Annotated in this window: 8 protein-coding genes, 1 tRNA gene and 1 pseudogene; 6 read left to right on the top strand and 4 right to left on the bottom strand. The window is 70.7% G+C overall.

Features of this window, described 5'->3' with window-relative positions; genetic code table 11:
* Positions 1-202 (top strand): annotated as a pseudogene (locus AB0F10_RS13330) (FAD-dependent monooxygenase); the annotation flags it as partial.
* Between the two features lie 4 nt (positions 203-206).
* Here the strand turns inward: AB0F10_RS13330 and AB0F10_RS13325 are convergent.
* On the bottom strand, positions 207-1076 hold the full coding sequence (locus AB0F10_RS13325; protein ID WP_360623355.1) for a GNAT family N-acetyltransferase: 870 nt from the start codon (positions 1074-1076) through the stop codon (positions 207-209).
* Positions 1077-1269: 193 nt separating this feature from the next.
* Here AB0F10_RS13325 and gltB point away from each other — a divergent pair, with 193 nt between their 5' ends.
* A complete protein-coding gene (gene gltB / locus AB0F10_RS13320; RefSeq protein WP_360623353.1) occupies positions 1270-5838 on the top strand; it encodes a glutamate synthase large subunit in 4569 nt (1522 codons plus the stop codon).
* Positions 5831-7306 carry a glutamate synthase subunit beta gene (locus AB0F10_RS13315; protein WP_360623351.1) on the top strand — a complete coding sequence of 492 codons (1476 nt, stop codon included), beginning with the start codon at positions 5831-5833 and terminating at the stop codon, positions 7304-7306. Before gltB ends, AB0F10_RS13315 begins: the two co-directional genes overlap by 8 nt.
* A gap of 123 nt (positions 7307-7429) precedes the next feature.
* Here the strand turns inward: AB0F10_RS13315 and AB0F10_RS13310 are convergent, their stop codons facing one another.
* A complete protein-coding gene (locus tag AB0F10_RS13310) occupies positions 7430-7603 on the bottom strand; it encodes a hypothetical protein (protein WP_360623349.1) in 174 nt (57 codons plus the stop codon).
* Between the two features lie 431 nt (positions 7604-8034).
* On the opposite strand from AB0F10_RS13310, the gene pyk reads away from it, so the two are divergent.
* Both pyk and AB0F10_RS13300 read left to right on the top strand, forming a co-directional pair.
* Complete coding sequence (gene pyk / locus AB0F10_RS13305; protein ID WP_360623347.1) at positions 8035-9483, top strand: pyruvate kinase; 1449 nt, start codon at positions 8035-8037, stop codon at positions 9481-9483.
* On the top strand, positions 9480-10364 hold the full coding sequence (locus AB0F10_RS13300) for an acyl-CoA thioesterase II (protein ID WP_360623345.1): 885 nt from the start codon (positions 9480-9482) through the stop codon (positions 10362-10364). The genes pyk and AB0F10_RS13300 overlap by 4 nt, the downstream gene beginning before the upstream one ends.
* Positions 10365-10427: 63 nt before the next feature.
* Here the strand turns inward: AB0F10_RS13300 and AB0F10_RS13295 are convergent, their stop codons facing one another.
* A complete protein-coding gene (locus tag AB0F10_RS13295) occupies positions 10428-11519 on the bottom strand; it encodes a DUF308 domain-containing protein (protein ID WP_360623343.1) in 1092 nt (363 codons plus the stop codon).
* A gap of 1597 nt (positions 11520-13116) precedes the next feature.
* Positions 13117-13189: transfer RNA gene (locus AB0F10_RS13290), tRNA-Leu, on the bottom strand.
* Between the two features lie 132 nt (positions 13190-13321).
* On the opposite strand from AB0F10_RS13290, the gene AB0F10_RS13285 reads away from it, so the two are divergent.
* A complete protein-coding gene (locus tag AB0F10_RS13285) occupies positions 13322-13942 on the top strand; it encodes a response regulator (protein WP_360623341.1) in 621 nt (206 codons plus the stop codon).
* Positions 13943-14081 lie beyond the last annotated feature (139 nt).

The raw sequence follows: 14081 nt of genomic DNA, 5'->3' as shown, positions 1-14081 counted from the left end.
CCCGGGGGCGGTGGGGGCGACCGCCGGGGCCCGCGGGCGGGGGCCGGCCAGGGGGGACGGCCACCCCCGCCGCATGTCGGCGGTGGTGCAGGCGCGCGGCCGGCTGGCGCTGCGGGCGCGCAACGCCGCGCTCGGCTCGCTGCGGCCCCGCATCCTCGGCCACGCCCGCGGGCTGGCCGCGGACTGGCAGCCCCCGGACTGAGCCCTCAGCGCGAGACGGCGGCCGGCTCGGCGATGCAGGCGGTGCCGACGCGCCGGAAGCCGACCCTGGAGTAGAGGCGGGCCGCGTCGTCGTCGCCGGCCGAGAGCAGGACCAGGTCGGCGCCGTTCTGCATCGCGCGCCGGGCCAGGCTCGCGGTCAGCTGCGAGGCGTAGCCGCGGCGGCGGGCGGACGGCAGCGTGGCCACCCCCGCGACCTCGGCCACCGTGCCGGCGCGCTGCGCCGATCCGCAGGCCAGGATGCCCTCTTCGGGCGATTCGACGACCGCGCTGAGCAGCCGCCCGGACGCGTGCCGGCGGGTCAGCTGGGCGACGGCGTCGGCGCTGAGCGGGGGCACCGCGTCGCGCTGCTGCGGGCCGGCCACCTCGACCACCAGGGAGCCGGCCTGCAGGGCGGTGGCGTTCGCCGGCGCGCCGAAGCCGAGCCGGCCGACCGCGCGGCTGACGCTGATGTCGGCGCCGAAGGACGGCGCGGCGGGGTCGAGGAAGCGGATCGCGGCGCCGGGCAGCGGCAGGTCCGGCACGAGGGCGGCGCTCTCCAGCACCATCAGCGGCGCGAGCAGCACGTCCAGGCCCGCGGAACGGGCCACGGCCAGCAGGTCCGGGGTCGTCTCGTGCACCCATTCGAACGCCTCGGGAACGCCGAGGTCGCGTTGGCGCTGCCGGACGGCGGTAATATCAGCTGCGGACGGCGTTTCGGCGCTGCCCAGGCGGGGACGTGCGTAGAAGGGCCATCCCCCGCCGTCGTTGACGAAGAGCACGAACCCGCCGATGTCCTCCGCGACGGCGGCGTCGCGGGGCACGGCATCGTAGAAACGTTCCAGCCGGGTGAAGACGTCGGTATCCTCTAGCGCCACCGCGCGAGACTACCCGTTGCCCCGGCCGCAGCTCTCTCCCGGCGACGACATACCGCCCCCCGAGGCTCCTCCGGTGACGAATCGGTGGGGCAAAAGTGTGATCTATCCGCACCTGGCGAAGATCGGTGACGACTAACGTAGACTCTAGAGACTTTGCAGGGCCGACGTCGTCCCGACCTTGAACGGAACACCAGTGACGATCGGAGGCCCGGTGGCTTTTCCGCACCCTCAGGGGTTGTACGACCCGGCTCAGGAACGCGACGCGTGCGGCGTGGCGTTTGTCGCCGACCTGCACGGTCGGCGCTCCCACGACGTGGTCGCCAAGGGCCTGTCGGCGCTGATCCGGCTCGATCACCGTGGCGCCCGCGGCGCCGAATACAACACGGGCGACGGCGCCGGCATCATGATCCAGATCCCCGACGTGTTCCTGCGCGCCGTGGCGGGCTTCGACCTGCCGGCCGCCGGCTTCTACGCGACGGGCCTCGCCTTCCTGCCGAACGACCCGGCCGAGGCGGCCCGCGCGATCGCGGTCTTCGAGAAGTACGCCCTGGTCGAGGGCGGCGACATCCTCGGCTGGCGAGACGTGCCCGTGGACCCGTCCAGCCTCGGCGAGACCGCCGAGGCGGCCCGCCCCCAGATCAAGCAGGTCTTCCTCGCCGCACACCGGCTCACCGGCACCGTCGCCGGCCCCGCCGGTGAACCGTTGTCCGGCATCGAGCTGGACCGGGTCGCGTTCTGCATCCGCAAGCAGGTCGAGCGGGAGACGTCGCAGCGCGGCGTCGCGGCGTACTTCCCGTCGCTGTCGGCGCGCACGATCACCTACAAGGGCATGCTGACGCCCGACCAGCTGCCCGAGTTCTTCCCGGACCTGGCCGACTCCAGGGTGGACAGCGCGATCGCGCTGGTGCACTCGCGTTTCTCGACCAACACGTTCCCGTCGTGGCCGCTGGCGCACCCCTACCGGTTCATCGCACACAACGGTGAGATCAACACGATCCGCGGCAACCGGAACTGGATGGCGGCCCGCGAGGCGCTGCTCGCCTCGCCGAACGTGCCCGGCAACCTCAAGCGGCTCTTCCCGATCTGCACGTCGGAGGCGTCGGACTCGGCGAACTTCGACGCGGTCCTCGAGCTGCTGCACCTGTCCGGGCGCAGCCTGCCGCACGCCGTGCTGATGATGATCCCGGAGGCGTGGGAGAACGACCTGGGCATGGACCCGGCGCGGCGCTCCTTCTACCGCTTCCACGCCAGCCTCATGGAGCCGTGGGACGGCCCGGCCAGCGTGGCGTTCACCGACGGCACCCTGATCGGCGCGGTGCTCGACCGCAACGGCCTGCGCCCGGGCCGCTGGTGGCACACCAGCGACGGGCTGGTCGTGCTCGGCTCCGAGGCGGGCGTGCTCGACCTCGACCCGGCAACGGTGGTCGCGAAGGGCCGGCTGCAGCCGGGCCGGATGTTCCTGGTGGACACCGCGGCCGGCCGGATCGTGCACGACGACGAGATCAAGGCCGAGCTGGCCGCCGCGCGGCCCTACGACGAGTGGCTGCACGCCGGGCTGATCGACCTGCAGGACCTGCCGCCGCGCGAGCACATCATCTACACCCACGACTCGGTCATGCGCCGCCAGCAGATCTTCGGCTACTCCGAGGAGGAGCTGAAGATCCTGGTCGCGCCGATGGCCCGCAGCGGCGCCGAGCCGCTCGGCTCGATGGGCACCGACACGCCGATCTCGCCGCTGTCGACCCGACCGCGGCTGCTGTTCGACTACTTCCACCAGCTGTTCGCCCAGGTGACCAACCCGCCGCTGGACGCCATCCGCGAGGAGCTGGTGACCAGCCTGTCGACGACCATCGGGCCCGAGGGCAACCTGCTCGACCCGGGCCCGGCGAGCTGCCGGCAGATCGTCCTTCCGTACCCGGTCATCGACAACGACGAGCTGGCCAAGCTGCTCTCGATCGACGAGGACGGCGACCTGCCCGGCTTCAAGGCGGTCCGGGTCTCCGGCCTGTACCCGCTGCGGGAGGGCGCGAAGGGCATCAAGGCGCGGCTGACGCAGATCTGCCGCCACGTGTCCGAGGCGATCGAGGACGGGGTACGCATCCTGGTGCTCTCCGACCGCGACTCCAACGCCGACCTGGCGCCGATCCCGTCGCTGCTGCTCACCGCGGCGGTGCACCAGCACCTGGTGCGCGAGCAGACCCGCACGCAGGTGGCGCTCGTCGTGGAGAGCGGCGACTGCCGGGAGGTGCACCACGCGGCCGTGCTGATCGGGTACGGCGCCGCGGCGGTCAACCCGTACCTGGCGTTCGAGAGCGTGGACGACCTCATCGCCACCGGCCCGCTCGCGGGCATGGAGTCGAAGAAGGCGGTCCGCAACTACGTCAAGGCGCTCGGCAAGGGCGTCCTGAAGATCATGTCCAAGATGGGCATCTCGACGGTGTCGTCGTACTGCGGCGCGCAGGTGTTCGAGGCGGTCGGCCTCGACAACCGGCTGCTGCAGCGCTACTTCGCCGGCACCTCCGGGCGCATCGGCGGCTCCGGCCTGGCCGAGATCCACGCGGAGGTCGCCGCCCGGCACGCGAAGGCGTACCCGCGCAACCCGGCCGAGCGCAGCCACCGCCGCCTCGAGGTCGGCGGCGAATACCAGTGGCGCCGCGAGGGCGAGGTCCACCTCTTCAACCCGGAGACCGTCTTCCTGCTGCAGCACGCGACCCGCAGCAAGCAGTACGACGTGTTCCGGCAGTACACGGCGAAGGTCGACGGGCTGGCCGAGGCGGCGGGCTCGCTGCGCGGGCTGTTCCGCTTCAGGGACCGCGAGCCGGTGCCGCTGGACGAGGTCGAGCCGGCCTCCGAGATCGTCAAGCGTTTCGCCACCGGCGCGATGAGCTACGGCTCCATCTCGGCCGAGTCGCACGAGACCCTCGCGATCGCGATGAACCGCCTCGGCGGCAAGTCCAACACCGGCGAGGGCGGCGAGGACGTCGAGCGCCTCTACGACCCGCAGCGCCGCTCGTCGGTCAAGCAGATCGCCTCCGGGCGCTTCGGTGTGACGAGCGAATACCTCGTGAACGCCGACGACCTGCAGATCAAGATGGCGCAGGGCGCGAAGCCCGGCGAGGGTGGCCAGCTGCCCGGTAACAAGGTGTGGCCGTGGATCGCCAAGACCCGGCACGCCACGCCGGGCGTCGGGCTGATCTCGCCCCCGCCGCACCACGACATCTACTCGATCGAGGACCTGGCTCAGCTCGTTCACGACCTCAAGAACGTCAACCCGGCTTCGCGCGTACACGTGAAGCTGGTCTCCGAGATCGGGGTCGGCACCGTCGCGGCGGGCGTGGCCAAGCTCAAGGCCGACGTGATCCTGATCTCGGGTCACGACGGCGGCACCGGCGCGTCCCCGCTCAACTCGCTCAAGCACGCCGGCTCCCCGTGGGAGCTCGGCCTCGCCGAGGCGCAGCAGACGCTGCTGCTCAACGGGCTGCGGGACCGGGTCACCGTGCAGGTCGACGGCCAGCTCAAGACCGGCCGTGACGTGGTCATCGCGGCGCTGCTCGGCGCCGAGGAGTTCGGCTTCGCGACCGCGCCGCTGATCGTCTCGGGCTGCATCATGATGCGGGTCTGCCACCTGGACACCTGCCCGGTCGGCATCGCCACGCAGAACCCGGTGCTGCGCGAGCGGTTCACCGGCAAGCCCGAGTTCGTGGAAAACTTCTTCCTGTTCCTCGCCGAGGAGGTCCGCGGCTACCTCGCCGAGCTGGGCTTCCGCACCATCGACGAGGCCATCGGGCACGCCGAGATCCTCGAGATCGAGCCGGCCGTGTCGCACTGGAAGGCCAAGGGCCTGGACCTGTCGCCGGTGCTGTTCGTGCCGGAGCTGCCCGAGGGTGCCGCGCGCCGCGGCATCGTCAAGCAGGACCACGGCCTGGAGAAGTCGCTCGACAACGAGCTCATCGCGCTGGCCGCGCCCGCGCTCGAGGCGGGCGCCCAGGTCCGCGCCGAGGTGCTCGTGCGCAACGACCACCGCAGCGTCGGCGCGATGCTCGGTGGCGAGGTCACCCGCCGTTACGGCGGCAACGGCCTGCCCGACGACACCATCGGGTTCACCCTGCGGGGCACCGGCGGGCAGTCGTTCGGGGCGTTCCTGCCGCGCGGCGTCACCCTGCGGCTGATCGGCGACACCAACGACTACGTGGCCAAGGGGCTCTCCGGCGGCCGGGTGATCGTGCGCCCCGCGGCGAACGCGCCGTTCGTCGCGGAGGAGAACATCATCGCGGGCAACACCATCCTGTACGGCGCCACCAGCGGCGAGGTGTTCCTGCGTGGCCGCGCCGGCGAGCGGTTCGCGGTGCGCAACTCCGGCGCCTCGGCGGTCGTCGAGGGCGTCGGCGACCACGGCTGCGAGTACATGACCGGCGGCACCGTGGTCGTGCTCGGGCCCGTGGGGCGCAACTTCGCCGCCGGCATGAGCGGCGGCACGGCGTTCGTGCACAACCTCGAACAGAGCCGGATCAACCCCGAGCTGGTCGAGCTCACGCCGCTCACCGGCGAGGAGCGGGAACGACTGCACAACCTGGTGGAGAAGCACTTCGCCGAGACCGGCTCCGCCGTGGCGGAGCGGCTGCTCAAGGACTGGCAGACGGCGGTGGCGGAGTTCACCGCGGTGGTGCCGCGCGACTACAAGCGCGTGATGGAGCTGATCAGGACCGCCGAAGCCGCCGGTCGGAACATCGACGAGGCGGTTATGGGGGTCACCCGTGCCTGATCCGAACGGTTTCCTGCGTTACGAGCGGCAACTGCCGAAGCGTCGCCCGGTGCCGGTACGCATCCGCGACTGGCGCGAGGTGTACCCGCCGGCCGACGGCGAGCTCATCCGCGACCAGGCCACCCGGTGCATGGACTGCGGCATCCCGTTCTGCCACGAGGGCTGCCCGCTGGGCAACCGCATCCCGGACTGGAACGACCTGGTCCGCACGAACGCCTGGGCGGCGGCCGCGGAGAGCCTGCACGCGACGAACAACTTCCCGGAGTTCACCGGGCGGCTCTGCCCGGCACCGTGCGAGGCCGCCTGCGTGCTCGGCATCTCCGACGACCCGGTGACGATCAAGCAGGTCGAGGTGGAGATCGCGAACCACGCGTTCGCCGCCGGCCTGGTGCCGCAGCCGCCGGTCGTCCTGTCGGGCCGCAGCGTCGCCGTGGTCGGCTCGGGCCCGGCCGGGCTCGCCGCCGCGCAGCAACTGGCCCGCGCCGGTCACGCCGTCACCGTGTACGAGCGGGACGACAAGATCGGTGGCCTGCTGCGCTACGGCATCCCGGACTTCAAGCTGGAGAAGGTGCGCATCGACGAGCGCCTCGCCCAGATGGCGGCCGAGGGCGTGATCTTCGAGACCGGCGTCAACGTCGGCGTCGACGTGACCGCCGACGACCTGCGGGAACGCTTCGACGCGGTGCTGCTCACCTGCGGTGCCCTCGCCGGGCGCGACACCCCGGGCACCCCGGGGCGGCAGCTCGCGGGCGTGCACCTCGCGATGGAGCACCTGGTGCCCGCCAACCGCGTGGTGGCCGGCCTGCAGGACACCACGCCGATCGACGCCAACGGCCGGCACGTCGTGATCATCGGTGGCGGTGACACCGGCGCCGACTGCCTCGGCGTCGCACACCGCCAGGGCGCGGCCGGCGTGATCCAGCTCGACCAGTACCCGCTCCCGCCCGAGGTCCGGGCCGGCGAGCTGCACCCGTGGCCGACCTGGCCGGTGATCCTGCGCAACTACCCGGCCCACGAGGAGGGCGGCGAACGCGTCTTCGGCGTGGCCGTGCAGGAGTTCGTGGACGACGGCAACGGCAACGTCGTGTCGGTTCGCGTCGCCGACGTCGCCGTCGAGCGCATCGACGGCCGCCGTACGGTCACCGTCCAGCCGGGTTCGGAGCGCGACCTGCGCGCCGACCTGGTGCTGCTGGCGATCGGCTTCGACGGCACCGAGCAGCAGCCGCTGCTCACCCAGTTCGGGGTGAGCCGCAACGGCAGGGGAGCGGTCGACGCCGGCGACGACTGGCAGACCGGGGCCGAGGGCGTGTTCGTCGCGGGCGACATGCACCGCGGCGCGTCGCTGATCGTGTGGGCGATCGCGGAGGGCCGGGCGGCCGCCGCGGCGATCCACACCTACCTGGGCGGATTCGGCGAGCTGCCGGCACCGGTGAAGCCGTCGTCGCAGCCGCTGGCCGCCATCCGCTGACTGAGCCTTTTCAACGTGGCCCGGGCGGCAGCGCGCTGCGGAGGTCGACGGCCCAGGTTGACAGCTGCTCACCGTTGATCACGGGGCGGTTCTGCCGCCCCGTGATCGATCGGGTCGCGCCCATCAGGCGCGGGCCGCCGCCGGGGCCGTCCTCGGCCGCGGCACCCGCCGGGCGCCGCCGCACTGCGCCGCGTGGCACAGCAGCCGCTGCCGGGCCGCTTCGCTCTCGCGCTCCTGCTCGCGGGCCGCGCGTTCCAGCACCCGCTGCCGCCTGATCTCCCACCACCGAACCGCCATCGCGCACCCCCATGCCGCTGCCCCGATTTAACCGACTGCTGTCAACACGTGACTTTCGGTGTTCGGGTTCAGTCGCGCGCGCCGCGCCGCTGGTGAGCGGCCCCGCGGGGACCGATAGGGTGAGGCCGTTGCGGTCGCTGACGCCCGCCGATTTGACGACTTTTCGACAGTTCGGCCACCCGCCCGCACTTCGCCGGGCATCGTCACCTGGGTCCATCGCGGGTGGCGACGAGGCCGGGCCGTACCCGGTCGGGCCATCTCCCGGCGGTCGCCGGAAGCAGACCGATAAGCTGAAGACGATTGCGGTCGCTGACGCCCGCGGCCCCTGCTGATCGAAGCGCGCCCGACGGACCGCCGGGGCGTCGCCATTCGCAGTTCATCCTTATGACGAGGGTCGGCCAGCGAGCCGACCCGAAAGAGAGACTAGCCTGATGGCTGTGACACGCCGCGCAAAGATCGTCTGCACCATGGGTCCTGCCACCGCCTCCCCCGAGCGCATGCTCGGACTGGTCGAGGCCGGCATGGATGTGGCCCGGCTGAACTTCAGCCACGGCAGCCACGATGATCACCAGAAGATTTACGACATGGTCCGCGCCGCCGCGAAGGAGACCGGCCGCGCCGTCGCGGTCCTCGCCGACCTGCAGGGTCCCAAGATCCGCCTCGGCAGGTTCGCCAACGGCCCGCACCTGTGGCGCACCGGCGACGTCGTCACCATCACCAGCGAGGACATCCTCGGCACCCCGGACCGGGTCAGCTGCACCTACCAAAAGCTGCCGAAGGAGGTCAAGGTCGGCGACCGCCTGCTGATCGACGACGGCAAGGTCGCGGTCGAGGTCACCGCCGTCGAGGGCGAGGACATCCGCTGCCTGGTCACCGAGGGCGGCCCGGTCAGCAACAACAAGGGCGTCTCGCTGCCGAACGTCGCCGTCAGTGTCCCCGCGATGAGCGACAAGGACGAGGCGGACCTGCGCTTCGCCCTCGGCCTCGGCGTCGACCTGATCGCCCTGTCGTTCGTCCGCTCGCCCGACGACATCAAGCTCGTGCACCAGATCATGGCCGAGGAGAACAAGACCCTCCCCGTCATCGCCAAGGTCGAAAAGCCGGAGGCCGTGATCCACCTGGAGGCCATCGTGCTGGCCTTCGACGGCGTCATGGTCGCCCGCGGCGACCTCGGCGTCGAGCTGCCGCTCGACCAGGTCCCGCTGGTGCAGAAGCGCGCCGTCCAGCTCTGCCGCGAGAACGCCAAGCCGGTCATCGTCGCCACCCAGATGCTCGACTCGATGATCGAGAATTCCCGGCCGACCCGCGCGGAGGCCTCCGACGTCGCCAACGCGGTCCTCGACGGCGCCGACGCCGTGATGCTCTCCGGCGAGACCTCGGTCGGCAAGTACCCGGTCCTCACCGTCAGCACCATGGCGAAGATCGTCACCACCACCGAGAGCGGCGACTTCGGGGTGCCGGTCCTGCAGCACGACCCGCGCACCCACGGCGGTGCGCTGACCGTCGCCGCCAGCCGCATCGCCCGCAACATCGGCGCCAAGGCCCTGGTCGCGTTCTCGCAGACCGGCGACACCGTGCGCCGTCTCTCCCGGCTGCACTGCGAGCTCCCGCTGCTCGCCTTCACCCCGGTCCCCGAGGTCCGCGACCAGCTCGCACTCTCCTGGGGCGTCGAGACGTTCCTGACGGACTTCGTCCAGCACACCGACGACATGTTCCGCCAGGTCGACCAGGCCATGCTCGGACTCGGGCTGGCCAAGCCGGGCGAATACGTGGTCGTCGTGGCCGGCAGCCCGCCGAACGCACCCGGCTCCACCAACACCCTGCGGGTGCACCAGCTCGGCTCGCTCGTCGACCCGGTCACGGTGACCACGGTCAAGTGAACAACACCCCACTGGTGGGACAGGCCGCCGTCGATCAGCTCCTCGACATTCTCGACCTGAAGCGGATCGACGCGGCCACGTTCCGGGGTGAGAGCCCTCAGACCGGCGCCCAGCGCGTCTTCGGGGGGCAGGTCGCCGGCCAGGCGCTGGTGGCGGCCGGCCGCACGGTCGAACCGGAGCGCTTCGTGCACTCGCTGCACGGCTACTTCGTGCGCCCCGGCGACCCCACGGTCCCCATCGAGTTCACCGTCGAGAACATCCGCGACGGACGCTCCTTCTCGGTGCGCCGGTCCACGGCGAAACAGCACGGCCGGACGATCTTCTTCATGTCCGCGTCGTTCCAGGTCGTCGAGGAGGGCCTCGACCACCACTCGCCGGCGCCGGAGGGCGTGCCGGGGCCGGACGAGACCCCGACGATGGGGGACTGGCTGGCCCGCTACCCGGACCGCGCGGCGGCCTTCAAGGCGTCGCCGCAGGCGGTCGACGTCCGCTATGTCGGCACCCCCGGCTGGGTGCCGCCGGGTGACCGGGACGCGGCCGACGAGCAGCGGGTCTGGATGCGCATCAACGGCAAGCTGCCGGACGATCCGCTGATCCACGCGTGCGCCCTGGCGTACGCGTCCGACCTGTCGCTGCTCGACGCCGTGCTCTCGATGCACGGCGAGGTCTGGGGGCCGGGCGGGGTGATCGGCGCCAGCCTGGACCACGCGCTGTGGCTGCACCGGCCGTTCCGCGCGGACGAATGGTTCCTCTACGACTGCAGCAGCCCGTCGGCGAGCGGCAGCAGGGGACTGGCCGGCGGCCGGATGTTCACCGAGGACGGGCGGCACATCGCCAGCGCCGTGCAGGAAGGCCTGCTCCGCCGCGTCGGCGCTCGATAGACCTAGGCCCTGTCTCACCAGGGATGGCCGTTCTGCGGCGGGCCATCCCTTGTGAAACAGGGCTTAGTCGACCCAGCGCTTCGCGATGATCGCGGTGTCGTCGGGGCCCGGCGCGGCCGTCTCGGCCGCACGCGCCGCCGAGTCAAGCAGCGGCAGGGTCGAGTCGTCCATCTCGGCGGCGACCTGACGGTGCGCCACCTCGGCGGCCGCGTCGGCCGCCTCGTGCGGGTCGGGCAGCTCCGCGCCCTCGGCGGTGTCCGGGACCTCGACCCGCTCCTCGGCAGCGGCCTGCGCCGCGGGACCCGGCATGATCGCGCCGGTCACCCCGGCCTGGGCCAGCATCGCGTCCAGGTCGGCAGTCGTACGCAGCACCTCGTCGTGGAAGCTGTCCGGCGGCCGGGCCGACGGGTCCTGGCTCGCCTCCCACGCCGCGGGCGGCAGCGGCGCGGCGGTCTGCGGTTGCGGCTCCAGCGGGCCGGTGCCGCCCGGCGCCGACACGTCGGGCACGGCCGTGGTCGCCGCCCGGTGCCGGGGGCGCGCGCCCCGCGGCGGGCTCCCGGCCTCGAAGTCGGTCAGCCCTGCCGAGTAGCCGGCCACCCCGATCGCCCGCTCCGGCGTCAGCTGCAGCACCCGGTCGTCATCCATCGCCACGGAGACCTCGCGCAGCCGCATCGAGGCGACGAGGTCGGCGGTGCCCCGCAGCAGCGCGGTGGCGCCGAGCACGAGGACGATCACCTCGGCCGTGCGGGCGTACGAGCTTGCGGCGAAGAAGCCCAGCGCGAGCTCGGCCACGCCGAGGACCGTCAGCAGGCCCCAGATCCGGTCGGTTTCCCGGGTCATCATCGAGATGGCCAGGTCGGCGGCGCCCCGCACCATCAGGTACCAGCCGATCAGCGCCGCGGGCGACGTCCAGGTGCTGCCGCTGTCCATCATCAGGATCAACCCGGTGGCGGTGAACAGGACGGCCATGCCGGCGTTCAGCCACCAGGTCCGGGTCCCGGCGAGGGCGCGGAGCACCTCGGTGGCGGCGCCGAACAGGATCACCGGCCCGGCCACGTTCACGATGTCGACGGGCTCGAGCCGCAGCACGCTCCAGGCGATCGCCAGCCACGCCACGCCTGAAAATAGGAGGAACCCCCACATTCCGTCACGCACGACGGTCAAGGGTGCGGAGCCGGACCACAACATGGAGCCTCCTACCGGTGCTGGTAATGCCATGACAACACTGGCGGGAGCGGCAGACCGGTCTTTCGCGGAAACCGAGCGGTCGCTGACCGCTTGTCCTAGGTCGTGATGGGTGTAGCCAGCGCCTCGGTACGTTTGACCGTTCGGCGCGCGAGCCCCTCATCGCGATGTCCCCAGCGCCGCGGTCGTTGTCGTGGTGGATCACGTCATCCGTGGCGCGTACGGGGCGCCCTGCAGACCGACCTGAGTCGACCCGGACCGCCGGGCGAACCGCCGATATGAGCCGCCTGCTCGGCGACGCCCGCTGTGGTATGGAACACCTGTTCGCCCGAGGCGCGCGCATGAACGTTGTCGACTTACCAATTGACCTGTGGTTCGGTGGCGCATCTGCCCCGGAAGGGGTGACCTTCGATCCCGTCCTGCGTTGCCGGCGGCTACCCTTACGGTTCGTCGACGCTTTCCGGAACAGCAGTGTTGCGGTCTCGGGTGGGCTCGCAGCTATCGCGCCGACCGCAGCCTTCGGTAAATCCTGTCCATATAAATCAGACCTTGCTTGATTCGTTGAATGTCAAGGTATCGGCGAGTCCTTCCGAGCCGCGGTGAAACGCGAGCATCTAATTGATGGCCGCAAATCATATTCTGTGGGGAATGGGCTGGAGTGTAGCTACAATTGCCGCGCAGACAAGGTAGCTTGGGAACTCAAAATGGCCTTCGATTTATGCGCGGGCGGATGTATCGAGGCAGGCATCGATCGTGTTCGGTGAGTCAGGCGGGCGAGTCGCGGTAGCTCGCCGCATTCGGCCATGTCCGTGCGCCGACTTTGAGCTGCGTCCAAAGGAAATGACGCCGTCATCGTCCGGAGTTTCCTTCCGCGGTAGGCGGTCCAGCCCCAAATTGGGTGAGGCGCTGCCCTGAAAGGCCTGATGCAGGCCCCTGGATCTGACAGGAAAGGACCGATCGGCGATCGCGACTTTCACGGCAGGCGCAGCCTCGGCCGCCGGCGCTTGCACACCCTGATGAGATGACGAGGAAGCCTGCTGGCCAATCTGAATATCTTTGCAACCGGCAGTTGGTGCGGGGATGCTCGGCGGGATACTTCGGCCGGATGTCTCACGCGTATGGTGAGTAAGTCAATAAGGCCCGGGACGGCTGGCCGCTCTTGACCTCATCCGGGCAAGCCGGCGGGAAACGCGATGCCGCCGCCTGCGCGCACGGCGAGATCCTGCCCCTGTTCCCCACCTGGACCGACGATCACCTGCGCGTGCTCGGCGATCTCGGCCACGAAGGTGCTAGCGACAATCCGAAGCACGTCACCTGCACTGACGCCCGTCCGCGCTATCGGTGAACGCGGAGAACACATTCAAGGCTCTGCGACACCATCGCCGCGGCGTTCGTGGCCCCGCACATCCAACACGGCCGTACCGCCCGACAACGTCACTGAACGCAACGCCCGTACCCGGGAAAGTCTCAATGGGCGGGCTTTCCGGCTCGGCCGGTTCTCTCCACGTTGCGGCTTCCAAGGCGATGTCCAGAAATGGATGCCCCGGGCCGCGGATGGTCTGCTTTGTGTCCCCGGTGGGATTCGAACCCACACTGTATGGTGTTTGAGACCATCTTCTCTGCCGTTGGAATACGGGGACAACGACGCCCGGCTTTGATCGCGAGTTGGCGACTCCATGCCGAGCACCTGACAGCCTACCCACTACGCTGAGGGCGGGGGCACCCAGATACCCGGGTGTCGCGACATCGGGAGCGTTGGGGGTAGGGGTTACGTGGCCGACACGCAAGCGAGCGCTGAGCGCAGGCGGGTGCTGATCGCCGAGGACGAGGCGCTCATCCGGCTGGATCTTGCCGAGATGCTCGTGGAGGAGGGCTACGACGTCGTCGGTGAGGCCGGCGACGGCGAGACCGCCGTCCGGCTGGCCGAGGATCTGAGGCCGGACCTGGTCATCCTCGACATCAAGATGCCGATCATGGATGGCCTGGCCGCCGCCGAGCGGATCGCCGCCGGTCGCATCGCGCCCGTCGTGATCCTGACGGCGTTCAGCCAGCGCGATCTTGTCGAGCGAGCGCGCGCCGCCGGTGCCATGGCGTACCTGGTGAAGCCCTTCCAGAAGTCGGACCTGGTGCCGGCGATCGAGATAGCGCTCTCGCGGTACTCGGAGATCTCGGCGCTCGAGGCCGAGGTGGCCGGGCTCACCGACCGGCTCGAGACGCGCAAGTCGGTGGAGCGCGCCAAGGGCGAGCTCATGACGAAGTACTCGATGACCGAGCCGCAGGCGTTCAAGTGGATCCAGCGCACCGCGATGGATCACCGGATGACTATGCGTGAGGTCGCCGACCGGATCCTCGCGGAGGGCGAGGAGTCTCCGGGCGTCGGGGCACAGCCTTAGTACCAGCCCGGCGTTAGTGTCTGGGCTGTGACGGGTGTGACGACACGGTTCAGGATTCTCTCGATCCTTTTGACGGCCGGACTGGTGCCGGCGGGGTGTTCGGCCCGGGGCGTACCCGATCCGGAGGTTTCCGTCCCGA

The sequence above is a fragment of the Actinoplanes sp. NPDC026623 genome (assembly GCF_040638275.1).
Lineage (GTDB): Bacteria > Actinomycetota > Actinomycetes > Mycobacteriales > Micromonosporaceae > Actinoplanes.
The sequence above is the reverse complement of the archived record's forward strand: the minus strand, read 5'-3'. Positions and strand labels throughout refer to the sequence as shown.

Coding starts and splice junctions, on each gene's coding strand:
- AB0F10_RS13310 (WP_360623349.1), bottom strand. CDS start 7,603: ATGGCGGTTCGGTGGTGGGAGATCAGGCGGCAGCGGGTGCTGGAACGC.
- pyk (WP_360623347.1), top strand. CDS start 8,035: ATGGCTGTGACACGCCGCGCAAAGATCGTCTGCACCATGGGTCCTGCC.